Genomic DNA, 24,746 nt, shown 5'->3' with positions numbered 1-24,746 from the left:
ACTAAAAAGAGCACTATTTTGTGCTCTTTTTTGCGTTTCAGGTTCAAATTCCATGCTTTGACCAGCGTTTTTGCGGTTTAGACATGATTCCTTACCATCATTACTTCTCTCTTTTCATCAATTCGAGCACAATAGCGTGAGTTTATATTTTCGATTTTGACGCGCTAGAGCCCTTTGCGCGCAGGGAGTGGTAAGTTAAGTGAAGCAGATACCAAGACACCAGCAGATTGTAGATCTGGTAAAAACACAAGGATATGTGAGCACCGAAGAGCTTGTTGAAAAGTTCGATGTCAGCCCACAAACCATCAGACGAGACCTAAACGAACTGGCCGATAGCAACAAAATTCGTCGCTATCATGGTGGTGCTACCATTCCTTTAAGCTCGGAAAACACCTCTTATAACACGCGTAAAGCGCTTAATTTCAACGAAAAAGACGTGATCGCCGATGAGCTGGTTAAGCATATCCCAGACGGTGCAACTCTATTCGTAGATATTGGTACCACACCAGAATCGGTCGCACGCGCGCTCAATAAAAATCACAAACAGCTAAGAGTCGTCACTAACAACATTAACGTTGCCAGCATTCTTCTACCTAACCCTGAGATAAAGGTTATCTTGGCCGGCGGTGAAGTAAGAAACCGTGATGGCGGTATCGTAGGTGAAGCAACACTGGATTTCGTGAAGCAGTTCCGCCTTGATTTTGGCATCTTAGGTATCAGTGGCATCGACTTTGATGGCTCACTGCTCGATTTTGATTATCACGAAGTTCGCGTGAAACAAGCCATCATCGAGAACAGCCGCAGTATCTTCTTAGCTGTCGACCACACTAAGTTTGGCCGTAATGCAATGGTTAAGCTGGGTAATATCTCTCAGGCACACATGGTGTTTACTAATAAGCAACCGCCGGAAGAGATTCTGAACATCCTTAAGGATTCAGACATTCCGTTAGAAGTTATCGATACAACTCGCCCTGTGAGCGAATAACTCACCCAATGCTAGATGAGGCCACTTTCTTAAATGAATCACGATTCTTTATAGAAAAGTTAAAAAAGTAAAACTTGCTCACTACCACTGTCGCTTCTATGCTCGAATTAGACTTATTTGAACCTCTGCTTTCATAAGCAGAGGTTTTTTTATGCGCAAATCACATAAAACGCGCATAAACGAAAATAATAAATGACCGCAAACGAAAGTTCATATAGGATTCAATTATGTTCTAAAATGCTCGTTCGCTCAGAAAGAGGTCAAAACCATGAGTGCTCAACAAAATAATTCAAACAACAGTACATCTTCCACTTTAGACTTGATCGTGATTGGCGGCGGGATCAATGGTGCTGGCATCGCAGCAGATGCAGCAGGTCGTGGTCTAAACGTTGGCTTATACGAAGCAAATGATTTCGCATCGGCGACGTCTTCTGCTAGCTCAAAGCTTATCCACGGTGGCTTACGCTACCTTGAACATTACGAGTTTCGTTTAGTTTCTGAAGCGCTCGCTGAACGTGAAGTGTTGCTGAGAAAAGCTCCTCATGTCGCTCAACCAATGCGTTTCCGTTTACCTCATCGACCATTTTTACGCCCGGCTTGGATGATTCGCTGTGGCCTATTCCTTTACGATAACTTGGGTAAGCGCACCACTCTTCCTGGCAGTAAAACAGTGAACTTGGCTAAATCAGGTTTACTGAAGCCAGAAATGAAGACAGGCTTCGAATACTCAGATTGCTGGGTTGATGATGCGCGTATGGTATTGCTCAACGTGTTGGCAGCAAAAGAAAACAACGCAGAAGTACGTAACTACTGCCGTGTTGAAAAAGCGCACCGTGAAGGTGGTGTTTGGCATGTAACAATCCTTGATGTGATGACAAATCAGCGTTTTGAACGCAAAGCAAAAGCACTCGTTAACGCCGCTGGCCCATGGGTTAAGCAGTTCTTCGATGATGGATTAGAGCAGGCTTCGCCTCGTAATATTCGTCTGATCAAAGGCTCACACATTGTTGTGCCACGCATTCATGACGAACCACAAGCGTATATTCTACAAAACAAAGACAATCGCATTGTGTTCATGATCCCTTACCTAGATAAGTTCTCGATCATCGGTACCACCGACCTTGAATACAAAGGCGATCCACGTGAAGTGGCAATCGATGATGTAGAAGTTGATTACTTGATCGATATCGTTAACCAGCACTTTGTTAAACAGCTTGGCCGTGAAGATGTGGTTTGGACATACAGTGGCGTAAGACCGCTTTGTGACGATGAATCTGATTCTCCACAAGCGATCACTCGTGACTACACATTAGAATTAGATGCAGAGCTGGATCAAGCACCACTGCTTTCGATCTTCGGTGGTAAACTAACCACTTACCGCAAGCTAGGCGAAGCAGCACTTAAGAAGCTTGAACCACACCTAACCAACATGGGTGCACCATGGACAGCCAACGACACGCTTCCTGGTGGTAACTTTAGTTGCAGCAGAGAGCAACTTGCGAAGATGATCCATACTAAATACCCTTGGGCATCTGAAGCGTTGTTACTTCGTTATGTGACTCAATTTGGTACTTACACATGGAAGCTATTAGAAGGTGCGAACGGTGAAGCTGACCTTGGCATCCGATTCTCAAAAGAAGCACATGGCGTTTATCAAGTTGAAATCGATTACTTGATCAATGAAGAGATGGCGATGACTGACGAAGACATCTTATGGCGCAGAACCAAACTTGGCCTGTACATGAGCAAATCAGAGCAGCAAGCGGTGACGGATTACTTGAAACAGAAACTACAAAGCAAGGTAGTGAGCTTTTCTCAAGTAGGCTAACCCCACCAGCCTAAACATGGTTCAAGAACATGATGAACAACGAAGCTTAGCGTCCCCCGCGCTAAGCTTTTTTATTGTCTGCTATCCCGCTCAGCCTGAGACCTTGTTCACACCTCTATTTTCAACAAAAACTAAATAGTGTTTTATTAATCCGCTTGATTATCAAGTTCACAAAAGGTTGCTATTCTTTATCTCAACGAAACAACACATTTAAAAAACGCTCACCATGTCAGCGCTTTAATAAGGAATCTATTCCATGCAAAAAGTTATTCTGATCACAGGCTCTACCGATGGTATCGGCTTCGAAACGGCAAAAGTACTTGTTCAACAAGGTCACCACGTTTTATTGCATGGACGTAACCCAAGCAAACTCAAAGACGTTGAGCAGCAACTTGTGGCTATCTCTGCGGAAGCGAAAATTCAAAGTTACGTAGCAGACTTGTCTGTTCTGGCTGATGTGGATGCGCTGGCTGACAAATTAATTGCTGAGCACGATAAGATTGATGTACTGATTAACAACGCAGGTGTGTTCAACACTCCGAACCCAATCACTAAAGACGGTTTAGATGTTCGTTTTGTTGTGAATACCATTTCACCATACCACCTGACTAAACGACTGCTACCAGTGCTCGATTCATCTAGCCGAGTGGTGAACCTGTCCTCAGCAGCACAAGCAGCAGTGAACATCGAAGCGCTAGAAGGCAAGAAGCCAATGTCTGATGGTGACGCTTACGCACAAAGCAAGCTTGCGATCACTATGTGGACTCGTGAAATGGCAAAAGAGTTAGGCTCTACAGGGCCAATGGTGGTTGCGGTCAACCCAGCTTCGCTACTAGGCAGCAAGATGGTGAAAGACGCTTACGGCATTGCAGGCGGCGACCTAAGCATAGGTTCTGATATTCTGGTTCGCGCATCATTGTCTGACGAGTTCGCACAAGCGGGCGGTCAATACTTTGATAACGACAACAACACGTTTGCGAACCCGCACCCAGATGCAATTTACGGCGATAAGTCGCAGCAAGTTGTCGCTAAAATTGAAGATATCATCAAAGCAACGCTTTCTTAATCGCGACGACTCATGCTGAGTTGATTTGCAAATCTCAATAAAAAGCCCTGTGTTTCTAATGTATTAAGTTAGAAACACAGGGCTTTTTCGTACAACGTTTGTCTCTACGTTTGTTCCCAATACGGCGGATTACCATAATATTCAGAGAAGTAGTCAATGAAGGCTCTCACCTTTGGCGCAAGTAACCTTGTGCTTGGGTACACAGCCCAAATCGCAGGTTCTGAGGTTAATGGGTAATCTTCTAATATTTGAATCAGTTGACCGCTTTTCAGTTGCTCATACGCACACCAATTCGACGTCACCGTGATACCCATTCCACCAGAGGCTGCGTCACGCAGTGCTTCTCCGTTATCTGCCCTGAACGATCCCGATGCTTTAATCGTCTTAGGACCACTTTCAGTATTGAAGGTCCAGTTTTCTAAACCAATTAGGCTAATACACTGATGATCGTTAAGATCTTGAGGTGTGGCTGGCTTACCGTATTTGATTAAGTAATCAGGCGATGCACACACAATACGTTTATCTGTCGCCAGTTTTCGCGCAATCAATGTCGAGTCTTTCAGCTCCGAGATGCGAATCGCGATATCAAAGCCCCCCTCAACAACATCCACCATCGAATCTGATAGTCTGAGATCGACTTTTAACCCAGGGTAGCGCTCTAAGAATCCAGGTAAAGCAGGCACAAGATGCAAACGCCCAAAAGACGCAGATGCGGTAACTCGCAGCGTTCCGGTTGGAGAATCACAACCCACACCGACCGCCGATTTGGCTGCATCGACGCTCGATAACACTTCTTCAGCATGAGGTAAGAACGCTTCCCCCTCTTCGGTTAAAGAGACCTTACGAGTGGTTCTATGCACCAAGCGAACGCCTAAATTGTCTTCCAGTTTACTGATGTGCGAGCTTGCAACAGCAGGTGATAAACCAAGCTCTTGCCCAGCCATGCTGATGTTATGTGTGGAAGCTAAACGAACAAACAATTTGAGGTGTTCAATATTCATGAGATTACCAATAAAATCTTAAAAATCGTGTGCCAGTAACCCTCATTATGCGTCATTCACATAACAATACAACGTATTAACTCAGTTGAATTGTGAACAAGAGATTGAGCCGAAACGAAAAAAACTCCCGAAGGAGTTTTTTGTCTAAGTCTGCAATTCGCCATTTAGCTAATCAGCAAAATTACCCGCTCACTAGCCAGTTAAACGTGCATGCAGTGCATCTTTCAGTACAGAACGATCATGTTTCAGTTGGTGCATCGAGCCGTCATCAATGGGTGAATCTTTCAGCTCAAGCTTACGAATCTCTTTATCAAGGTTGTCGTACGTCTTCATGTTTGCTGCAAAGCCATCGTCAGTTTTAACAAGCTCAGCAATTTTATCTTTCATTTCAGGAAATTCGTGAACAAGAGAATGATTTTCACCTAGCATAGAAACCTCTTAAGTTGAGTAAAGTGATTGGGTTAGTCTTAAACACATTCATTATTAACCTTAGCAAGTGGTTCAAATAACAAATGAGATCCAGTACACAGCATAGAATATAGACAATTCATATTCACAAATTTACAACATCCACCAAGAAAATGGCTTTGCTGATTTTGAATTGCCTCAGTAACGGAAGTAGGTTTATGGCGATTATCCCGCCTCGAAAACAATACTTCTTACGATTTTTACTTAGCCTGCAAGTATCAGCCTGCAAATGTCGTTTTTAACTAAACGCTACCAAGCAAACGTCTGGATAACACTATCTTTAGCCATTGGGTTTGATGCTATCGCACGGTTCACCTTAGCCAAAAATTGCTCCCTTGAATCAAGCAGGAAACCTTTCTGAGTCACGATGTTATTGCCATGGTCGCCCCAATAAAAAGTGTCGATGTTTAGATGTTCAAGCAGATACTTTTCTTCTTCCAGAATCTGAAGTTGCGTCGGCATAACGAACTTGCCATCTTTTACTTCTTGTTCCATCACGGTTCCAGGCTGAATCGCTAACGCCATTGGCGCTATCTGCTCTGGCTTCATGATGTTCAGTAATCTTGTGGTCTCGACAATATGTTCACGTGATCGATCACGCCCACCAAGACCGAAGATAAACGACAATAAGGTTTCAATGCCGGCTTCTTTGGCTAATGCCATGCCTTCGAGCGCTTGCTCTGGTGTCATACGTTTTTTAATGTTGTCGAGTACAATCGCATCACCTGACTCAAGACCTGCATAAGCCATGGTTAGGCCTGCACTCTTAAGCTCTTTAAGTTCGCTTAGGCTTTTACGACGGAAATCGTTCAGGCCACTGTAAAGCGACACTTTTCTGCTTTCTGGAAAGGTATGACGCAGCTTATCCAAAATCTTAAGAAGGTAGTCCGTACGAGCAGCCATCACGTTGCCATCGATAAGGAAAATCGATTCAACATAAGGATAGATCAGGCGCGCTTCTTCGATATCTTTAAACACATCTTCAATGTCACGAACCTTGAACCGCTTATCGCTAAACATATTACAGAACGTACATGTGTTGATGCTGCAACCTAAAGTGGTTTGAATCAGAATGCTCTTCGCCTCTGTCCATGGACGATATACTTTTCCCTCGTAATTCGTATTGGTTTCTCCGGTCTATAAGCACGAGAGCGTGCTTGAATAAAACAGAGTTTATCAACACCAGTATTCATTGATAATTCGCAATATAGTCGAATCAGTTTTTAGATTTTAAATAAAATACCCTCACCAAACGGAGAGGGTATCTATGTACTGACAATGAAGAAAAGCTTCAACCTCAATCTAAGAGGATCGAGAAACTACTGTTTAGGTTCATATAAACTTGTAGGGACTTCCGTTTCACAACGCTCAAGATCATAATCTTGTGTCGTACCACTATTACCTTGGAATCGAATTCTCACGATCATGCCTCTATCAACAAACCAACGAAGATCTTCGCAAGAATAACGGTAGCTCAACTCAGAAATGTGCGCTGTTGACCATCGAGAGTCACCAGGCAGTGCAATGACATAATAAATCACGCCATTTTCTGTAATCGTCATTCCTTTTATATCGCTTAGATGTTCAATAGCTGTATCAATTGTTTCTTGATCTGCTGTTGGTTGTAACTCTTCAATTGGGACACTCAAACAGCCAGAAAGAGCCGTTGCTGACAGACAAGCCAAAAAAATAGGTTTCAATTTCATTTTTATTCTCATTCAATTACATAGCCAAAATAACGCTAGAACGAGATTCTATTCACGAGACAAATAAATGTGTAATGGTATATCCACTAATTTATAAAAAGTGTGATACAGAGTGCTTATTCACTTAATTTGGGGCTTTCTAAAAGAAGAAAATGACTCGTAACGCACTCTCGGAGAAAAGTCCGCAACCTTTTGAAAATCTGAGATTTTAATTGCGCATCAACCAACTGATGGTGTAACGCGCCAGACAAACAAGCTTGATGCTAGCCGCTCGTCGCCAAACGTACAGCCGCTTCTGCATGAATAGCAGTGGTATCAAACAAGAGAACATCACTGTGTTGCTGCTGAATCAGCAGGGCGATTTCAGTACAGCCCAGAATAACGGCTTCCGCACCTTGTTGGCCTAGCTTCTCAATGATTTGACGGTATACATCTCGAGATTCTTCTTTTACTTCGCCTCGACACAGCTCTTGATAAATGATGTTGTGCACTTTCTCTCGGTCGTCCTCATCAGGAATCACCACATCGATACCGAATTTGTTAGTCAGGCGTCCTTTATAGAAATCTTGTTCCATGGTGAAAGCCGTGCCGAGTAATCCGACTTTCTTTACGCCCTGTTCAAGCAGCTTCTGCGCCGTGGTATCAGCGATGTGCAAGATAGGGATCGTGATCTTCTCTTCGATCTCAGGAACGACCTTATGCATGGTATTGGTACAGATCAGGATGAAGTCCGCCCCGCCCTTCTCTACCGATAAAGCTGCATCCGATAAGATGTCAGCCGTCTCTGCCCAACCACCTTGGTGCTGTAGCTTTTCTATCTCATCGAAGTTCACGCTGTACATACAAACCTTCGCAGAATTGAGCCCGCCAAGGGTCGCTTTAACGCCCTCGTTGATGGACTTGTAGTAACTCACTGTCGACTCCCAACTCATACCGCCGAGCAAACCGATCGTTTTCATTTTTCTATTCCTTTAATTTCTGACTATCCCGATTAAACCGTCATGCATTGAAAATTTATAGTACGCTCTTGCTTAAAGCGAGCCCATAACACCTTATTCCTTTCAAACGATTGCTTTCAAACCGTTCATTCCCAAAACCTCCGCTCACAAAAAAGGCTCGAATTAAAAATCCAAGCCTTTGTGGTTTTGACTAAGGGTAAACTAGGCGTTAGTACACCTCACACCAATCTGATTTCATGTCGATCAGTGTCCAATCCTCTCTGGAATTCGCCTCATCTAGCGCTTTATCCAACTTACCAACATGAGACTTACGATCGTACTGCCACTCACGCTCGGTATCAGTGTGATGAACAATCATCGCCATTGAGTTGGGTTGGCTCGTTGCCCATTGCATCATGGCTTGATCACCGTCTGAGTTACCGACCGCTAGAATAGGTTTTTTGCCGATAATATGCTGAATGTTAGTGACCTTTCCGGCTTTGTCATCGATGGTCAAAATGGACGAATCCTTGGTAACCGTCGGCTTACCATCGTTATAGCTGTAGTTATATTTAAGCGCACTACCAATGATCTGCTCTGGCGGGATGTTATAAGCTTCTGGAGCCCACGCTCGCATAAAGTCAACGCCTCCGCCCGACACAATGTAAGTTTTAAAGTCATGCTCTTGCAGGTAAGTCAGCATCTCTTTCATTGGCTGATAAGTAAGGTCTGTGTAGGCTTTGTTGAAGCGTTTATCTTTTGCTAACGTCAACCATTGCTCAACGTCTTGCTGGTATTGTTCTACTGTCATACCAGAATGTGTCGCCATGATAATTTTCAATAACCCTTCTTCACCACTGCCCAGAACACTTTCAATATCATCTTCAAGTACAAACTTAAACGGTGCTTCTGTTTTCCATTCAGGGTGTTCAGGCGCCATCTCTTTTACACGGTCTAGTACAAAGGCTAGTTGGAAGTAGTAAGGTTTTTCTGACCAAAGCGTACCGTCGTTATCGAACACGGCGATGCGATCTTCAATTGCCACAAACGTATCAGATTCAGCTTGGGTGGCTTGCCCAACAAAGTCGACGATAGCGGATTTGCTCTCGCTGTCCTTCCAAGAAGGAAACAAATTGGGATCACAATCTTTAGCAAAAGATGAGAAAGAGAGACTGGATAAGATCACGACAGATAAAAGGGTTATTTTCTTCATAGCAACTACCATGTTGAATTAACTGTAGGGTTTAATTCAATTCATCCTAGTTGGTCTACTTTGACTTTCCACTTATGAACACTATAACCAATGCTCATGTTGGTATTAGGGCTTTCGTAAAAAAGAGGATTAGCCTCACAGTCAACCCTCGTTTTTAATGCTAGATAAAATGCTTAAAGACTCGGTGGAGTTCCCTCACCATTGGAAGCAATCGCATCAATTTGCACTAAAGCGGCCATAGGAATATCAGACACACCGATAACTGTGCGTGCTGGCAATGGACCGTCAAAATAATGCGTGCAAACGTCATTGAGCACATCTAAATCAGCCATGTCTCTTAATTGAATATTCAGCTTCACGATGTCATCCATGACATGACCAACGCTCTCAACGACTTCTTTAATGTTATTCAGGCACTGCATCGCCTGCTCTTTTGCGCCATTCGCAACAATCGCTCCAACTCTTGGATCCAACGGTAATTGAGCGGAGATATTGTTGTAGTGTGAAAAGGCCACAGTTTGCGTTGAAAGCGGGCTGATTGGCGCAGCTTTGGTATTGTTCGCATTAATTACAATCCCATGTCGATCTTCAACCGCTTGCGGCGGAGTCCCATCACCGTGTGACACGGTCGCATCCATCTGTACCAACGCTCCCATTGCTAAACCTTCAACCACCGTCACCGAGCGTGCTGGTATGTAGCCGACAGCCCTCGCAATCGCGGAGTCCGGGAAGAAGGTGGTATACACTTCATTGACTGCTGCAAGGTCATCAAGGCTTCTTACATGGATATTCACTTTCACGATGTCATCAAGCGGAACATCTACATTTCCCAGTATCGATTTGATGTTTTTGAGGCATTGAATCGCGTGCTCTTTTGCTCCACCAGCGACGATGCTACCCGATTTCGGATCAATCGGTAACTGGGCTGAAATGTGATTATAGTGAGAGAAAGCCACCGTCTGAGTCGATAAAGAACTGACTGGTGCGTGTTGGGTGTTTCTTGCAATTTTAACTAACTCACAAGCCGCTTGAGGGTAGGTGCCTTCACCATTAGAGATCACCGCATCCATTTGCAAGTAAGCACCTTCGAGCGGTAAATCGGCTACAGCGAGTGTCGTGCACGTTGGTACGTAGTGTTGGAAAAAGGACGCATAGATTTCATTAACCGAGTCGATATCCGCAATGTTCTTCAAGTATATATTTACCCTCACAACGTCGTGCATGCGGTGTCCAATGCTCTCCACAATCGCTTGAATGTTTAACAAACACTGCTTGGTTTGATCTTCCAAAGAGCCTGAGATCAAGCTGCCCGTTCTTGGATTAATCGGTAATTGAGCAGAGAGGTTATTGTAGTGTGAGAATGCCACCGATTGTGTTGAGAAAGGGCTCAGCGGTGCATCTTCAGTGTTTCTTGAAACTTTAATAATATCGGCACTCATGTCGATATATCTCCTATTCGAGTATTGATGTCAGATAGAGCCAATTAGCTGCATGTTTACCGACATTTCAAAATAAAAGGCACAAAAATAGCCGAACCAATGAATCATGATAAATACTGGTTCAGCTTAATTCAGAGCGACACAGTGGAGGTTCTTACGCCCCCACAAATAAACCTCTACAGAGTGCTTAGGAAGCTACTGATTTTTTCTTCGTGATGCTTAACGGTTTCTTGCGTTGGGATAACCGCATCTTTATGTGTGAAGTACACTAAAATCGCCATCTGAGCAGTGAGTCGGTTTTCAGCTTCATCGAACGCCACTGAGTATTCACTTTCTAATGCGCCACGAGTCACTTCTTCTTTGTCATTCGCAGGTAGGCAGTGCAGCAACATTGCACCTGGGCGTGCCTTAGCCATTAGCTCTTCGGTGATCACATAGTTAGGCATAAATGCCGCAAGGCGCTCTTCCTTTTCATCCATTTGCGTGACCCAGTAGAAGCTATCGCCGTACACCACATCACAGTCGCTGATGCGTTCTACATCATCAGTAATTTCAATCGTGCCACCAGACTCTTCACAGAAGTTCAGCGCCATATCGATCCACTCTTGCTCCATGTGGTACTTCTTAGGACCAATTTGCTTAAAGCCCATACCGTACTTAGCACAAGTCAGCATCAGCGAACGACACACATCCGTCGCGTCACCCATGAATGCCAAGGTGAGATCAGACAACTTACGTCCATCAGTGATGTGTTCTCTGATCGTGTAGAGATCAGCAAGCATTTGAGTTGGGTGGAAACGCGTATCAAGGCCGTTGATTACTGGCACTGTCGACATTTCAAGTAGGCCATCTAGTGTTTCAGGACTATTGGTACGAGCCATGATGATGTCGCACATACGTGATAACACTCGAGAAGTATCATCAATCGACTCTTTACCACCTAAGTGAATGTCTTTTGGTGATAGGAATAGCGCATGCCCCCCCAGTAATGTTGCTGCCACCTCAAAAGAAACACGTGTACGAGTCGAACCCGCTTCGAAGATCATCCCAACTGACTTGCCTTTGAACAGTGGTGGAATAGCGTTGTCTTTGCGCGCCTGCTTCAGGTGAGTCATCAGCTCCATCATGTTATCCATCTCTTCAACAGAGAAATCTTTCATGGAAACCATGTGCTCTAGGTTTGCTTTGTTTAGTTCAGTTGCGCTAGAAGAAGGTAATTTCATAATAAGTTCCTATTTTTCATAATTTTGTGCGCGGCTCTTTCAAGTTCACTTTCATGGCAATTTGATTTTGAATACCTGCCATCACTTTCAAGAACCGCTACGTTTGGGATTAGATTTTGGTATTAACGACTGTTCTCAGTCTTTAGTTGTTATTAGGTTTTATCGTTGTAACTAAACTCTTGGCACTTGTTGGGTGATGCAGTGGATATTGCCGCCACCTAACAAAATTTCTCGAGCCGGAACGCCGTTCACTTCGTAGCCTGGATAAATGCCTTCCAAGATCCCGATAACATCGTTGTCGTAGCGCTTGTCCAAAAGCGGCAACACAATTTGGTTATTGGTAATCAGATAATTGGCATACGATGCCGCTAAACGCTCGCCCGCTTCTCGCTCCATTCCGTCTGCGATATCGATACCTGCCGCTTCTTCCTCGGTCATGAATAGAGGGCCTGGCATTGGCAGCTTATGTACTTTTATCTGACGGCCTTTGGCATCGGTCTGGCTGGTGATGTAGTCATAGGCTTCTTTGCTGATCTCATATTGAGGATCATTCTTGTCATCGCACCACGTTAAAACGACTTCACCCGGCTTCACGACGTGAAGGATGTTATCGACGTGACCATTAGTTTCATCGTTGTATAAACCACGAGGTAGCCAAATTACCTTCTCAACGCTGAGGTGTTCGCAAAGTACTTCCGTCAGCTCTTCTTTGCTCATATCTGGGTTTCGGCTTTCGTGTAACAAGCATTCTTCTGTTGTGTAGAGCGTGCCTTCGCCATCAACGTGAATTGAGCCGCCTTCTAGTACGATTGGAGCGCGGTATCGAGAGTCACGAATGGTTTCACACATCTTTTGAGCGACTTGGTTGTCGCGGTTCCACGGTGAATACAATCCATCCACAAACCCGCCCCATGCATTGAATTCCCAATCCACTCCTCGGCGTTCACCGCTGTCATCAACAACATAAGTCGCACCGATGTCGCGCATCCAAGAGTCATCAGTCGAGATTTCCAATACTCGAATATCCTCTGGTAAACGAGATACTGCGTTATCGTATTGGTCTGAACTCGCGAGCATGGTGACTGGTGTCGTATGGCTGATCTTGGTAGCAACGTCTGCAAACACCGCTTGTGCTGGTTTTGCACCATTGCGCCAGTTGTCAGTACGCTCTGGCCAAGCCATCCAAATTTCGCTGTGTGGCTCGTGTTCTCCTGGCATTCTGAAGCCATCATGTTTTGGAGTAGTCTCAATCAGTTTTTTCATCGTTATGTCCCCTAAATTATGCTTGAGCTTCTTTTTTATCTTGCGTGTCGGCTGTGTCGTTATCGTCCGAGCCTTGCTGCTTCTTACGCTTTAGAGCGCCTAGTAGAATCCACTCACCAGCGAGGATGGTGGCAATCACGCCAATCAAAACAGGTCCTGTGTATCCCCAATCAGCAACGGTGAGATCAAGAGCCTCGGGGAAGATAAATAAAATCACGGCTTGAAGGATGACGAAGAAACAAACAATGGACATCACCCACTGAGCCGCCATGCCACCAGGTACTTTGAATGGGCGTTCACGTTTACCATCAACCACTCGAAGCTTTAGGTATGCAGGGAACATGAACAGATAAGGCAGTAAGAAAATGCAGCTAGAGAAGGCAAATATCGACCAGAACAGATCATCATTACCTTGGGCAAACAGCGCGTAAGACAGGATGACAACCGTTGATACGGTACCTGTGATGTTGTTTGCACCAACTGGAGAACCTTTCTCTGATACTTTCGCGACAGGCGCTGGAAGTTCACCTTCTTGAGCGGCTTCAGCAGCAGCTCGGCTAGCGCCCATTGTCCAGCTCACCATGTTGCCGATAAGCGTTAGCAGAGCGAAAGTACCGAAGATGTACACCATGGCTGTACCAAACACGCCAGCACCGAAGAGTGTTTTGAATGTGTCGATAAGACCAGACACTAAGCCAATGCTTTCTACAGGAAGCGCCATCAAGATGCCTACCGTACCGAAGATGTATAAGAAAGCGGTGATACCGATAGAAAGGAAGACGGCCTTAGGCATGTCGCGAACATCTTTCATTTCTTTAGTCATGGTCGCAACCAGTTCAAAACCCATTAGGTTGAACACAATCGCTGGTAAGAAAGAGACCGCAGAATCCAATGAAGGCATCATAGCTGGCAACGTAAATTCGTTGGCAACGCCGTTTTTCATTGCGTAGATAAAGCCGCCCACACCCAATGTACTGATCACAACAATTTTTAATATTGCACCAATATTCGTGACCCAAACACCGATGTCGGCAGACACATTACAGATCCAAACCGTTAACCACGTCAGTAATATACAGATGGCGATTTGTCCCCATAAAGACAGACCTGGCATAAAGAGTTCGGCAAACATCCCTGCAAACATGATGTATACCGCAGGCATCCATAAACCAACGTTAATCCAGTAAAACCACGTTGTTCTCACTGCCCATTTAAAATTGAAAGCTTGTTTTACCCAATCGTATATCCCACCTTCACCTGGGTAGGTGGTACTCAATTCGGAAGTAATTAAGCCATATGGAATGACAAAGAAGACCAGCATTAACACCCACCAACCAATGGCACTGACACCAATACTGGCTGACGCGGTTAATGTGTCGACCACCAAAACTGCACATAGTGTAAAGAGTGCAATTCCCGTAACCCCCATTTTTCCTTGCGTTTCGTTACTCATCTCTTAGCTCCTTAATCTCTAATTCAGGATTAATTAAACGGCAAAGCGATGAAGTGAACTGGGATGAAAATTGAATATCGGTTTTACACAAACGAGTTCGGAGCAAAAACAAAATAAACCCAACAAATATTAGATTTATAATGCTAAAAGTCGGAATGTTTGATTTTGGTCAATAACCATTCAATTAATAAATACATTTTCTATTTCAAAACCAAGATCACATATCTAGTTAATCTAGAGATAATTAAGGCTTTCTGTGACATATAGGCGACTAAAAACATCAAATATTAAGCACAAATCGAATTGTGATTTTTATCCCCACTACCCCGACAATATTTAAATACAATTCAAACCAACTTATTTGCCAAGAGCAAAATATTATTTGGAGAATTAAACATGTCGAAGCCTATTATTGTTGTTGCTGTCGGTGGGAACGCTTTACTGCAACGTGGTGAAGTAATGAGTTGTGAAAACCAAAAAAAGAGCATCGCGCAAACCGCCAGCTCTCTGGCTGAACTCAGTAAAGACTACCGTTTAGTGGTTGTGCACGGAAATGGCCCTCAAGTAGGGCTACTCTCATTACAAAACAATGCGTACAAAGATTGTCCTCCTTACCCATTTGATGTCCTTGGAGCTGAGACTCAGGGAATGATTGGCTACCTTATTCAGCAAGGGTTGAACGCTGCGATTCAAGACCGCTTTACTACGACAATTCTGACTCGCATTGTGATTGACGAAAACGACCCTGCGATCGCCGACCCAACCAAGTTTATTGGCCCTGTCTATACAGAAGAACAAGCCAAACAACTCGCAGAAGCCAACCAATGGATTGTGAAACCTGACGGCGCACACTGGCGTCGCGTGGTTCCATCACCTTCGCCAAAAGAAGTGCTAGAGATAAAAGCCATCAAAGACTTGCTAGAGAAAGAGCACCTAATTATTTGTGGCGGTGGTGGCGGTGCTCCGGTCGTCGAAAAAGATGGCGCTTATGTGGGTTTCGAAGCAGTAATCGACAAAGACATGACAGCGGCTCTTATCGCAGAAGAAATCGGCGCAGAACATTTACTGATCCTCACTGACGGCTCTCATGTTTGTTTAGATTGGGGAACACCCAAAGAAGAGAAGCTTGAAAACGTATCTGTTGCACAAATGAAGAAATACACATTCCCCGCAGGTTCTATGGGGCCGAAGGTAGACGCATGCTGTCTTTTTGTTGAAAAGACAAAACAGCACGGACACATTGGTGATCTATCTAGCGCGTTAGAGATCATAGAAGGTAAAACGGGGACACATATTAACGCCTAACATTGGGTTATAATGTTTTATATAAATAAAGGGTAATAAAGTCTAAGTTTTGATATTTCAATTGGAACTTTGCTTGAAAACCCTTTATGTTTTTTGTGTTCCAAATAACAGTGAGGATCATTAGATGCGCAAAGTAACCACCGAAGAAAAGTTAATTCGAATTCATGATGCTGTTGTGCAACTAATGGAACGCCGCGAAGCTACTGATATTTCAATGTATGATGTTGCTAAAGAGTGTGGAATGGCAACATCCACGGTTTATCATCACTACCCAAATATAGAGAACTTATTCCATAATCTATTAGATGACGTTTTTATTGATTTCGACTCTCTGCTAGGTAAATGTATAGATGCCGAGCATGTTAATCATTGGACTGACATCAACCGCATGATTGAAACAGCGTATGTTAATTATTACAACGATCACCCTATTGCCAAAAAGCTTATATTAGGTCGTCATACGTTCACGGAGTTAGGTCATGCAGACACCGAGAATGACTTAATCCTTGGTAAAGAAGTAGAAACGATTTATCGACAGTTTTTTGATGTTCCTCAGTTACCACAATCCATCAATGTCTTCGCTATCTCATTGCAAGTCGCAGATAAAATATATTCGCTATCTTATCGCCAACATGGCTGCATCACACCAGAACTTGCCAATGAAGCTATTCGACTGACTGAGTCTTACCTTCAGCTGTACATTCCTCATATCTGTCAAAGAACAGAACCCAACATGCTGCATACGCATTAAGAGAAGCTGTAATCCCGATAACGTCTTGCCTTTCTATTTTCGCTTGATGACCTGACTAAACTCGCTGACCAAACAAAAAAGCAGAACTTCAATTTCTCAAAGTTCTGCTTCAACAATCCATTACTTCTTACGCTCTGCGCTTCTTGAAAGCGTGCCAGCCAGCGCTGAGAATTGTTTTTACCACCACACTTAATGCGCTTAATTTGGGGTCGGCATTCTTGCCAGAGGCAATGCGCCACATCTGATGTTCATACCAAACCAGCCCGACCATCGCCATCTTGTCTAAAGCGGGTTTTCCTGTGGTTGGCACCGTTAGTGGCATGCCGTGGCTAGGGTCTTCAATTAACTTGTTAGGGAAATCAGGATCAACCGCCATTGTGCGCGCAATACCAATAAAATCGGTCGCCGAGGTGTTTAATGCTTCATTCATTGCTTGCGCGGTTCGGAAACCACCCGTGACCACCAGCGGTGTGCTGACGAGTTTTCTCGCCTTCACCATGTAATCCATAAAATACGCTTCACGCTTTACCGTGCTGGCCTTGATTGGTTCAGTTTTGCTTTTCGACCCCATCATTGATGGGCTTTCATAGGTGCCGCCGGAGATCTCAATCAAGTCGATACCGTTATCACTCAATGTTTGTACAACCTGCATCGACTCTTCTTCAGTGAAGCCACCTTTCATGAAGTCGGCGCTGTTGAGCTTAATCCCGACAGGGAAATCGTCACCGACCTCTTTTCGAATCGCGCGATAAACCTCAAGTACAAAACGAAGTCTGTTTTCGAGAGAGCCACCCCATTTGTCTTGGCGTTGATTATGTCTCGAAGACAAAAACTGACTGACAAGGTAACCATGAGCACCGTGAATCTGCACACCGGTAAAACCCGCTTGTTTTGATAGCTTTGCACTCAGCGCAAATTTATCAATGATTGCGATGATTTCCGTCTCGGTCAGAGCTCGTGGCGTATTGAAGCCTTTCTCTAATCCGCGCTCTAAAGAGATAGCTGAAGGGGCAACCGGGCTATCGCATAAGAACTTAGGAATTTGCTTACCAGGGTGATTCAGTTGCATCCATATCTGCGAACCATTCTGTGTTCCTGCACTCGCCCACTCACGAAATACGGTTAAGTCACTGTGCTCATCCAACACAACGTTTTTAGGTTCACCAAGCGAGCCTCTATCGACCATCACGTTACCCGTTATGGATAGACCAATTCCTCCTTGAGCCCAACGCTGATAGAGCGTGACTAAACCTTGCTTAGGGTTATGGTGTTTATCACCTAGCTGTTCACTCATTGCCGATTTGAACAGGCGATTTTTGATCACTTGGCCATTAGGAAGAGAAAAAGGGTCGTTGAGGCAGATTGGATTCATGCGCGTGGTTACTTTCTTGGGTTTATATATTGAGTCCAGTATGCCCTATTTTATCCGACAGTTCTGAGCATTTAACGCCTATTTCGAAGCAAATTTTGTTCAATAAAAAATGCCAGCGGCATGGCAACTGGCATTAATCGAAAATAAACAAAATCTTAATCAGGCAATCTAAGTCATCACTTTATCGTGGATTTTTTGACCTTGGTAAATGGTGTCGATTTCCATTTATCTGTTCTCACCTCTTCACCGGGCGTGTACATGCGTAACACTGAATACCATTGGTGATCGGGGATAGGTAAGAAGTTAGGATCATCTTCATGCCCTTTTACATCGCTACTCATGTAAATGGTGTAGCTGCCATCAGCATTAGGCGTTAGCGTTCTGTCTCCGCGGGAGTGACGGTTTAATTCGTTTTTCTCCATCAATCGGGTTTCACCACTGTAGGCCGTGTATGACCAAAAACCACCCTCTTCTAGCGGTGGCGCATCGAAGGTCACCGTGTAATCATACTTACTACCGTCGAGCACAGCACCTTCGCTATCAAAGAAGTCACCGCTATACATAGTGTGCTTTGCAGGCAACCCCCATTGGCCCATTAAGGTGCCGTAGGCGTGTTGAAAGCTTGGAACCTTAGTCATTTCATCGCGAGTGCCTAACACGTCACGTGAATCATCAAAGCCCGCATTAATGATTCGTTCCAGTCCGTCTTTTTGACCAGACTCGATCATACTAAGCTGCTCTGCCGTAAATGGATGATTGGCTTTGCCTAATTCAACATCTCCTAAGCCAATGAACTCGAACAGTTCAAGCAGCTTTTGGTCATGTGCCTTCATCGTTCCTTCAGACAGGATGAAATTGGTTCGCTCAACCCAATTAGAGTCTTCAGGGTCTGGATACTCGCGTACAACAGGATCAGGCCCTTTCTGACCTAAATATTCCGACAACGTCCTAATATTCCATTGATCCATTAACTTTTGAGCAGTTGCAGAATCGTCACCGCCAAGGTCCATGATTCGCCCCATCATCTTGACCAGCGGATGCTCGACATAGATGACTTGATCGACACTCGCAGGCACTTCACCTTTCCACCCTTCAACTGCATACATGAAGCTGCCGCCTTTTGTGTCTCGCTGTGGAGAGCCAAAAGCCGAGTCAGTAAAGTGCTGCATATTCATGGTATGGAACAACCAGTATCGATTGTCATCATGGTCTGGAATCGTAACGATGACAGGCTCTGCTGCTAGATCCATCCAACCCATCAAATGTAACGTGTCATTGTTAATCGTCGGATGCGCAGTGTAAGTGTCGTCAGCAAGTATTCGAATATTTTGGAATCGATTCAAAGGGTAGTCTTGCTCAACGACGGTTTTGTAAAAGTATTTGTAGGCTTCATCTATCGAGTACGCGTACTCGTAGGCAAGTTGGGCCAATAGCTGATTATCCTTTTTGAGCGACGCTAAACTCGCCATCTCAACGGGGAGAGTTTCCGTCTTTATCTCCATTGCTGTTTTTGTTGCCACAGCTACGCTCGTCGCGTCCACGGATTGGCTCGCGAGTACCGGAGACGGAAGTGCAACCATGAAAGCACAAGCCAGTGCTGTCGCAAGTATGTTTTTTTTCATCATTTAATGTCCTAACTAAAAACGAGTACGGAAGGTGATCCAAGTGTTGTTGTCAGTATCACCACTAAAGATGATGATGTTGTCACTATCGACCTTGTAGCCCAGTTGCATTTCAGCAGAGAAATCTCGTGTGTTCTCACCATCTAATCCGTAGGTGTATTGTGGAGCGAGTAGAAGATAAAATTGGTCAGCAAAATCGTACTTTAAGTAGTTAATACTGCTGATGATTTGCGTGTCCTCAAACTGATTACTCTCCTCCCACATTTGTCCGTACGTTAGGGCGCTGTACAGGTTAACCTTATCGCTCAGCTTGAACGACTGCATGATGCCCGCCGACGCATAGTTTGAGGTTATGCCATCGTTGGAGAAGTCGTGTCCAGCATCAACAAACAAGCCAGTGCCCGTTTTCTTGTTGGGTGTGAAGAATCGTGCTCGATAGTTTTCAAAGTTGTTTTTGCCTTCCAGCTTACCCAACACACCCCAATCGCCACGATTCACGCCAAACTGGAAGGTAGCGCCAAGCCCTTTATTGCCCGCAATAAGTTCACCTCCCGTATAAACGGCCATGGGGTCAGCCATATCACTGGCAGGTTCTTCTTGAGCGGAAACGGAAAATGCAAAGGGGATAAACGTAAAGATAGAGAGTGTAAAAGTGGAAAAAGTGCCCGTGAGCAGACGTAACGGTTTCTTCATATTGTTGTCCGGTAGTAAGGTGCGCTTGTTACAGCACACCTTGCATTAGTCGTATTTGGCGTTAGTCAGCAACCACTGATTTGTCTGCCATACCAATACCACCAGCTTTCTGTCTTGGTGGAAACGCTTTGAGTGACTTCTGATATTCCGCTGCTGATTTTTGCAGCTTTGGTAATACCCAAGACTTCTCTTTCATCCATAAGAACCAACCACGAGTATCAGGGCTACGCTCATAAGGATCAGCCTTGATGTTGATGAGCATCCCTAATGGCCACTCTTCAGGAGGCGCAATCCACTCCGTTTTGGTTTTTAGGTGCACTTTCCAATCATCCACTCGGAACGCATTCAAATCTTGCTCGTTGTAGAAGAAGAACTCATGACGTTGACTCGGCTCGCCTTTGGTCAACATATCCAGCTGGTTATAACCATCCAAGTGGACTTGGTAACGCTCGCCGTTTAACTCTTTTCCATCAAGCAGCTCTTGCTTAATGTCGCCTTCACCCACTGCAGCCATAATGGTTGGCACCCAGTCTTCAGATGTCATGAAGCCATCGGTGTATTCACCTTGAGGGATTTTATCTGGCCAGCTGACCAGCATAGGCACACGGAAACCGCCATCCCATGTCGTGCCTTTTTGTCCTCTGAATGAGGCAGAGCCTGAATCAGGCCAGTGATCTAGGTTTACGCCGTTGTCAGAGGTGAAGAGAATGATGGTGTTGTCGATTTCGCCCAAGTCTTCAAGCTTATCGAGTAACACACCGATCTGGTCATCCAGTTCGATCAAGCCATCGTAGTAAGTGTTGATTTGGCTCGCGCCTTGATATTCCGGACGTACGTGCGTTTTTTGGTGCATACGAGTAGGGTTGTACCACATGAAGTAAGGTTGTTCGTCTTTCTCCGCTTCATGTCTATCAAGCCAATTTGTAGCAAACTCTAAAAATTCGCCATCAACGGTTTGCATGCGTTTAGCGCCTAAAGGACCTTTATCTTCAATCGTTTGCTTTCCAACCACACCAAACCTTGGGTCTTCTTGCATGTCCACACTCTCGGTAGCGATAGTGTGAAGAACGTTACGAGGGCGTCCTCTGAAGTTAGGGTCTGTTGGGAATTCAGGCTGTTCAGGCATCTCCATAACATTAAGGTGGTAAAGGAAACCGAAGAATTCATCAAAGCCGTGCACCGTTGGCAGGTGACTATTGTTATCGCCTAAGTGACTTTTACCGACATGCACGGTCGCATAGCCTTTGTCTTTCAACATTTCGGCTAGGGTTGGATCTTCTTTTTGAAGGCCAAGTGAAGAGCCCGGCTGACCGACAGACGTTAAGCCTGTTCTGAATGGATATTGACCCGTGATAAAGGCAGATCGCCCCGCAGTAGAACTGCCTTGTGCGTAGTAATCGCTGACCATCATGCCGCGTTCGGCAATTCGATCAATGTTCGGCGTATCCACCGCGCCTAAACCACGGTGGTAAGCAGACAGATCCGTTGGGCTCACATCATCGAGCATGATGGCAACCACGTTGGGTTGGCTCGCTGCGTGTACATTGACGCTCGCCAGTACCGAAAGCGCCAGAGCGGATTTAACAAAAGACTTATACATTTATAACCCTCATTCACTATGAGTAAATCGCTGAAGTCACAACGAAAATTGTGCATGTCTCAGCGAACCATTGTTGAGGTAAATGGTATAAGAAAGACGCCAAAAATGGCTTGATAGCCACTATTACGATTCTTAATAGTGGCCGTTAGAAAGGGGAGTTATTTAAAGGGAATAGTAGCGTGATGCTAGGATTGAATAATCGACGTGATTTCTTTTTGAAGCCAATCCGTGAACGGATTATTGCGGTTTGCTTGATGAGTAAACAGTGCCAATTCTCGACGATAGGTATCTTTCAATAGTTCCGGCGGTAAATCGATACAACGATAAGAGTGATCAAGCAAATAGCGGCATTTCGACGATGTTACATAGATGAAGTCGCTGTCCTTAACGACTTCTAGCATCAAATTCATATTGTTGCTTCTGAGCCCGATGTGTTTATCTAAGTCGTATTTTTTGATCAACATTTCCGTCTTGGTCGGCTGAATGTAACCAGGGATCATATTGATACAGAGTGGGTATTTCAGAATGTCCTCAAGGGAGTTGCCTTGAATTGGGTGGTCTGCTCTTAGCACCAACATGAACTTATCAAAGCCAACTGGGCGTTCAGTCAGGGTTTTATTGACGTCCATAGGAAGATAGCTCACTCCCCAACACATTCGGTTGGTCTCTAGGGACTGCACGCCATTATCTAACCAAGGTGAGCATTGGAACGTCACTTGCGGCGCTTCTTTGGTCAGCTTCTTGATTAATGGCACACCCACTGGGATCAAAAGCGGGGAAGGCAACATGATTTGAACCTCCCCTCTTAAATCTTCCAACCCCCACTCATCATTGGGTATGTAAAGGTTATCTAACTGCTCTAATAGCAGAGGCAAGGTTTCGATAAGCTTTAAGCATTTTGGGGTGGGTTCAAGCCTTGCTTTATCTCGAACAAACAATTCATCATCAAATTGTTCTCTGAGTTTACGAAGCATGACACTGATCGTCGGCTGACTTACGTTCAAGGCTTTGGCTGCACTCACCGTTTGACGAGTTTCATTAAGCACCAAAATGAGCCGCAGTAAGTTTAGGTCTTTGGTCATGCCCTACTCCAAATGATTTAGAAAAGTGGAAAGTACGCTGGCGAATACCCTTTTTTCATCGCTTCTACCATAGGCAATAATTTGGGTAATGCGTGCCGAAAAAACACCTCATACCCTTGGCACAAATGATTCATCGGACTGCCATCTTCGGTTGTTGCTATTCTGTTTTTAGGACAACCACCTTGGCAGAGTTCAACAAAATCACAACGTCGACAAGTGCTGTTTAACTCATCATATTTGTTGGTGCCAAACGCGATTTGTTCTGGTGAGCTCGCCATAGTTGCAAGCTTATCACTGTTCATGGTGCCCAATTGATGATCTTGATACCCATAATGGTCACAACTGTAAACATTGCCGTCATGCTCAACCATTAATTGCTGTCCACAAGTCGCGCTGTGATGGCACATTTGGCTTTGGTAGCCCATCAACACCATTAAACAGTTTTCAAAAAACTGGATATACACTTTACCGACATCATTGGCGCTCCATACATCAAACAAGTCACAAAGAAATTGCCCCCACTGCTCACCGGTTAACGACCAATCATGCCCTGTTCGCCTGTCCAACTCATGATCGATACAAGGCTGAAACTGCATGTAACCACTGCCATTTTCAACCAAAAACTGATAGATCGTTTTACCGTGTTTGTAGGTTTTATTGTTCACGACCGTTAACGTATTAAAATCAACATTGTGCTTCTTTAGGTAAGACATCCCACGCATTGTGCGTTCAAAAGACGACTCGCCATTTTTGTCGATCCGAGCGATGTCATTCAGAATATTGGGGCCATCGATACTGATGCCCATCATGAAATTATGTTTAGCAAAGAAACTCGCCCAGCGATCGTTAATCATGGTTCCGTTGGTCTGCATCGTATTCACGATGCGCTTTTTCGTCGCTTTGCTTGCCTGTGCTTTCATCGCCGTTTCATAGAAATCGAGCCCTCTTAACATAGGCTCGCCACCGTGCCAGATAAAATCCACTTGTTGATCTTTCATTGGCTGCGCGTCGATATGAGCACCGACAATTTGCTCCATCATGTCCAGAGACATTGACGATCTTTTATCGCCATCTTGTCTATTGAGATAATAGCAGTAGCTACAATCCAGATTGCACTGAGCCCCTTCTGCTTTAATGAATAAGCTAAAAGGATAAGTAGATGTGTTCATATCGATTCCCGTACTTTTTTGCCAACATATCAACCGAAAATCAATCAAACAATAGCGCCTCAAGCACCCTACTCGCACACGTCGTAGGGGCACTTCACCACCCTAAATCAATGTTAATTAAAACAACCACTTGAAAGGTAAAAAGAGACTATTAACATCCTTAATATCGGCTATTACACTCCTTAATCTCACTTGCTCATATGATAAATGCCTAATTCTGTTCCTACGATCTAAGGTGTTCCATGAGAAAGCTCCTCTATAAGAAAAGTGTACTGACCAGTTTAGTGTGTTCTTTGTCCAGTATTATCGCGATGCCATCCCTTGCCCAACAATCTATTAACCCTGAAGAAGAGCTCGCTTACAATCTAGGTGTTCAAGCATTTATCTATGGTACGGGTCCATTAACCGTGGCTGCAGTTAGGCAAACGACCACATCTGTTGATGCGCCGATGGACAACGCCATGGCACCATTGAATGAGATGGGTAAAACACGCGTTCTATCCGGACCTCAGGATAGGATTGTACCGACCGTCAACAACGATACACTCTACTCACAAGCTCACTACGAT

The 24,746-nt window shown here is 44.6% G+C and carries 22 protein-coding genes; 6 read left to right on the top strand and 16 right to left on the bottom strand.

Annotated features, from left to right (window positions below; translation table 11 throughout):
• The first annotated feature begins 199 nt into the window (after window positions 1-199).
• The 3 genes from IQQ51_RS09845 to IQQ51_RS09835 all read left to right on the top strand — a co-directional run bounded on the left by IQQ51_RS09845 (window position 200) and on the right by IQQ51_RS09835 (window position 3,879).
• Window positions 200-985 (top strand): DeoR/GlpR family transcriptional regulator, encoded by a 786-nt coding sequence (locus IQQ51_RS09845; RefSeq protein WP_146491069.1) that lies wholly within the window; start codon window positions 200-202, stop codon window positions 983-985.
• Window positions 986-1,253: 268 nt separating this feature from the next.
• Window positions 1,254-2,813 carry a glycerol-3-phosphate dehydrogenase gene (gene glpD, locus IQQ51_RS09840; RefSeq protein WP_193840937.1) on the top strand — a complete coding sequence of 520 codons (1,560 nt, stop codon included), beginning with the start codon at window positions 1,254-1,256 and terminating at the stop codon, window positions 2,811-2,813.
• A gap of 256 nt (window positions 2,814-3,069) precedes the next feature.
• Window positions 3,070-3,879 (top strand): SDR family NAD(P)-dependent oxidoreductase, encoded by an 810-nt coding sequence (locus IQQ51_RS09835; protein ID WP_193840936.1) that lies wholly within the window; start codon window positions 3,070-3,072, stop codon window positions 3,877-3,879.
• A gap of 104 nt (window positions 3,880-3,983) precedes the next feature.
• Here the strand turns inward: IQQ51_RS09835 and IQQ51_RS09830 are convergent, their stop codons facing one another.
• From IQQ51_RS09830 to IQQ51_RS09785, 10 genes are all read right to left on the bottom strand, one after another.
• On the bottom strand, window positions 3,984-4,880 hold the full coding sequence (locus tag IQQ51_RS09830; protein WP_048610460.1) for a LysR family transcriptional regulator: 897 nt from the start codon (window positions 4,878-4,880) through the stop codon (window positions 3,984-3,986).
• Window positions 4,881-5,072: 192 nt separating this feature from the next.
• Window positions 5,073-5,309: a YdcH family protein gene (locus IQQ51_RS09825; protein ID WP_048609893.1), complete on the bottom strand. Its 237-nt coding sequence runs from the start codon at window positions 5,307-5,309 to the stop codon at window positions 5,073-5,075.
• Window positions 5,310-5,597: 288 nt separating this feature from the next.
• On the bottom strand, window positions 5,598-6,422 hold the full coding sequence (locus tag IQQ51_RS09820; protein WP_193840978.1) for a radical SAM protein: 825 nt from the start codon (window positions 6,420-6,422) through the stop codon (window positions 5,598-5,600).
• 245 nt (window positions 6,423-6,667) lie between these two features.
• Window positions 6,668-7,054, bottom strand: coding sequence for a hypothetical protein (locus tag IQQ51_RS09815; RefSeq protein WP_193840935.1), 387 nt, complete (start codon window positions 7,052-7,054; stop codon window positions 6,668-6,670).
• Between the two features lie 263 nt (window positions 7,055-7,317).
• A complete protein-coding gene (locus IQQ51_RS09810; RefSeq protein WP_193840934.1) occupies window positions 7,318-8,013 on the bottom strand; it encodes an aspartate/glutamate racemase family protein in 696 nt (231 codons plus the stop codon).
• A gap of 208 nt (window positions 8,014-8,221) precedes the next feature.
• Window positions 8,222-9,205, bottom strand: coding sequence for an HAD family hydrolase (locus tag IQQ51_RS09805; protein ID WP_193840933.1), 984 nt, complete (start codon window positions 9,203-9,205; stop codon window positions 8,222-8,224).
• 173 nt (window positions 9,206-9,378) lie between these two features.
• Window positions 9,379-10,644 carry a RidA family protein gene (locus IQQ51_RS09800; RefSeq protein WP_193840932.1) on the bottom strand — a complete coding sequence of 422 codons (1,266 nt, stop codon included), beginning with the start codon at window positions 10,642-10,644 and terminating at the stop codon, window positions 9,379-9,381.
• A 176-nt stretch (window positions 10,645-10,820) separates the two neighbouring features.
• Window positions 10,821-11,867 carry an ornithine carbamoyltransferase gene (gene argF, locus IQQ51_RS09795; RefSeq protein WP_004732254.1) on the bottom strand — a complete coding sequence of 349 codons (1,047 nt, stop codon included), beginning with the start codon at window positions 11,865-11,867 and terminating at the stop codon, window positions 10,821-10,823.
• Between the two features lie 171 nt (window positions 11,868-12,038).
• Entirely contained in the window at window positions 12,039-13,130 is a 1,092-nt protein-coding gene (gene aguA, locus IQQ51_RS09790; protein WP_061040106.1) for an agmatine deiminase, read from the bottom strand.
• Window positions 13,131-13,146: 16 nt separating this feature from the next.
• Window positions 13,147-14,583, bottom strand: a complete 1,437-nt coding sequence (locus IQQ51_RS09785; RefSeq protein ID WP_050620376.1) for an APC family permease — start codon at window positions 14,581-14,583, stop codon at window positions 13,147-13,149.
• Window positions 14,584-14,979: 396 nt separating this feature from the next.
• Here IQQ51_RS09785 and arcC point away from each other — a divergent pair, with 396 nt between their 5' ends.
• Window positions 14,980-15,888 (top strand): carbamate kinase, encoded by a 909-nt coding sequence (gene arcC, locus IQQ51_RS09780; RefSeq protein ID WP_050647705.1) that lies wholly within the window; start codon window positions 14,980-14,982, stop codon window positions 15,886-15,888.
• A 124-nt stretch (window positions 15,889-16,012) separates the two neighbouring features.
• Window positions 16,013-16,639 carry a TetR/AcrR family transcriptional regulator gene (locus tag IQQ51_RS09775; RefSeq protein WP_050643423.1) on the top strand — a complete coding sequence of 209 codons (627 nt, stop codon included), beginning with the start codon at window positions 16,013-16,015 and terminating at the stop codon, window positions 16,637-16,639.
• Between the two features lie 127 nt (window positions 16,640-16,766).
• Here IQQ51_RS09775 and IQQ51_RS09770 read toward each other — a convergent pair whose 3' ends face one another.
• The 6 genes from IQQ51_RS09770 to IQQ51_RS09745 all read right to left on the bottom strand — a co-directional run bounded on the left by IQQ51_RS09770 (window position 16,767) and on the right by IQQ51_RS09745 (window position 24,177).
• Window positions 16,767-18,011, bottom strand: coding sequence for an NADH:flavin oxidoreductase/NADH oxidase family protein (locus tag IQQ51_RS09770; RefSeq protein WP_193840931.1), 1,245 nt, complete (start codon window positions 18,009-18,011; stop codon window positions 16,767-16,769).
• 176 nt (window positions 18,012-18,187) lie between these two features.
• Window positions 18,188-19,636: a DUF1254 domain-containing protein gene (locus IQQ51_RS09765; RefSeq protein WP_193840930.1), complete on the bottom strand. Its 1,449-nt coding sequence runs from the start codon at window positions 19,634-19,636 to the stop codon at window positions 18,188-18,190.
• A gap of 12 nt (window positions 19,637-19,648) precedes the next feature.
• The gene (locus IQQ51_RS09760; protein WP_059017660.1) at window positions 19,649-20,326 is read right to left on the bottom strand and encodes a hypothetical protein; all 678 of its coding nucleotides are present in this window, start codon (window positions 20,324-20,326) and stop codon (window positions 19,649-19,651) included.
• Window positions 20,327-20,387: 61 nt separating this feature from the next.
• Window positions 20,388-21,926, bottom strand: coding sequence for a sulfatase-like hydrolase/transferase (locus IQQ51_RS09755; RefSeq protein ID WP_059017662.1), 1,539 nt, complete (start codon window positions 21,924-21,926; stop codon window positions 20,388-20,390).
• 185 nt (window positions 21,927-22,111) lie between these two features.
• Window positions 22,112-23,008, bottom strand: coding sequence for a LysR family transcriptional regulator (locus tag IQQ51_RS09750; RefSeq protein ID WP_172378613.1), 897 nt, complete (start codon window positions 23,006-23,008; stop codon window positions 22,112-22,114).
• A gap of 17 nt (window positions 23,009-23,025) precedes the next feature.
• A complete protein-coding gene (locus tag IQQ51_RS09745; protein ID WP_193840929.1) occupies window positions 23,026-24,177 on the bottom strand; it encodes an anaerobic sulfatase maturase in 1,152 nt (383 codons plus the stop codon).
• Window positions 24,178-24,419: 242 nt separating this feature from the next.
• On the opposite strand from IQQ51_RS09745, the gene IQQ51_RS26885 reads away from it, so the two are divergent.
• On the top strand, window positions 24,420-24,746 hold a 327-nt coding region (locus IQQ51_RS26885), incomplete at its 3' end, for a DUF1254 domain-containing protein (protein ID WP_228012778.1).

This window comes from Vibrio sp. OPT18, assembly GCF_015163615.1.
GTDB lineage: Bacteria > Pseudomonadota > Gammaproteobacteria > Enterobacterales > Vibrionaceae > Vibrio > Vibrio coralliirubri.
This window is presented reverse-complemented; position numbering and strand designations above follow the sequence as displayed.

Bases quoted from the DNA above. Each gene is read 5' to 3' on its own strand.
- glpD (WP_193840937.1), top strand. From the start codon at position 1,254: ATGAGTGCTCAACAAAATAATTCAAACAACAGTACATCTTCCACTTTA.
- IQQ51_RS09815 (WP_193840935.1), bottom strand. From the start codon at position 7,054: ATGAAATTGAAACCTATTTTTTTGGCTTGTCTGTCAGCAACGGCTCTT.
- aguA (WP_061040106.1), bottom strand. From the start codon at position 13,130: ATGAAAAAACTGATTGAGACTACTCCAAAACATGATGGCTTCAGAATG.
- IQQ51_RS09775 (WP_050643423.1), top strand. From the start codon at position 16,013: ATGCGCAAAGTAACCACCGAAGAAAAGTTAATTCGAATTCATGATGCT.
- IQQ51_RS09835 (WP_193840936.1), top strand. From the start codon at position 3,070: ATGCAAAAAGTTATTCTGATCACAGGCTCTACCGATGGTATCGGCTTC.
- IQQ51_RS09805 (WP_193840933.1), bottom strand. From the start codon at position 9,205: ATGAAGAAAATAACCCTTTTATCTGTCGTGATCTTATCCAGTCTCTCT.
- arcC (WP_050647705.1), top strand. From the start codon at position 14,980: ATGTCGAAGCCTATTATTGTTGTTGCTGTCGGTGGGAACGCTTTACTG.
- argF (WP_004732254.1), bottom strand. From the start codon at position 11,867: ATGAAATTACCTTCTTCTAGCGCAACTGAACTAAACAAAGCAAACCTA.
- IQQ51_RS09825 (WP_048609893.1), bottom strand. From the start codon at position 5,309: ATGCTAGGTGAAAATCATTCTCTTGTTCACGAATTTCCTGAAATGAAA.
- IQQ51_RS09755 (WP_059017662.1), bottom strand. From the start codon at position 21,926: ATGTATAAGTCTTTTGTTAAATCCGCTCTGGCGCTTTCGGTACTGGCG.
- IQQ51_RS09830 (WP_048610460.1), bottom strand. From the start codon at position 4,880: ATGAATATTGAACACCTCAAATTGTTTGTTCGTTTAGCTTCCACACAT.
- IQQ51_RS09760 (WP_059017660.1), bottom strand. From the start codon at position 20,326: ATGAAGAAACCGTTACGTCTGCTCACGGGCACTTTTTCCACTTTTACA.
- IQQ51_RS09770 (WP_193840931.1), bottom strand. From the start codon at position 18,011: ATGAATCCAATCTGCCTCAACGACCCTTTTTCTCTTCCTAATGGCCAA.
- IQQ51_RS09785 (WP_050620376.1), bottom strand. From the start codon at position 14,583: ATGAGTAACGAAACGCAAGGAAAAATGGGGGTTACGGGAATTGCACTC.
- IQQ51_RS09765 (WP_193840930.1), bottom strand. From the start codon at position 19,636: ATGATGAAAAAAAACATACTTGCGACAGCACTGGCTTGTGCTTTCATG.
- IQQ51_RS09745 (WP_193840929.1), bottom strand. From the start codon at position 24,177: ATGAACACATCTACTTATCCTTTTAGCTTATTCATTAAAGCAGAAGGG.
- IQQ51_RS09810 (WP_193840934.1), bottom strand. From the start codon at position 8,013: ATGAAAACGATCGGTTTGCTCGGCGGTATGAGTTGGGAGTCGACAGTG.
- IQQ51_RS09800 (WP_193840932.1), bottom strand. From the start codon at position 10,644: ATGAGTGCCGATATTATTAAAGTTTCAAGAAACACTGAAGATGCACCG.
- IQQ51_RS09750 (WP_172378613.1), bottom strand. From the start codon at position 23,008: ATGACCAAAGACCTAAACTTACTGCGGCTCATTTTGGTGCTTAATGAA.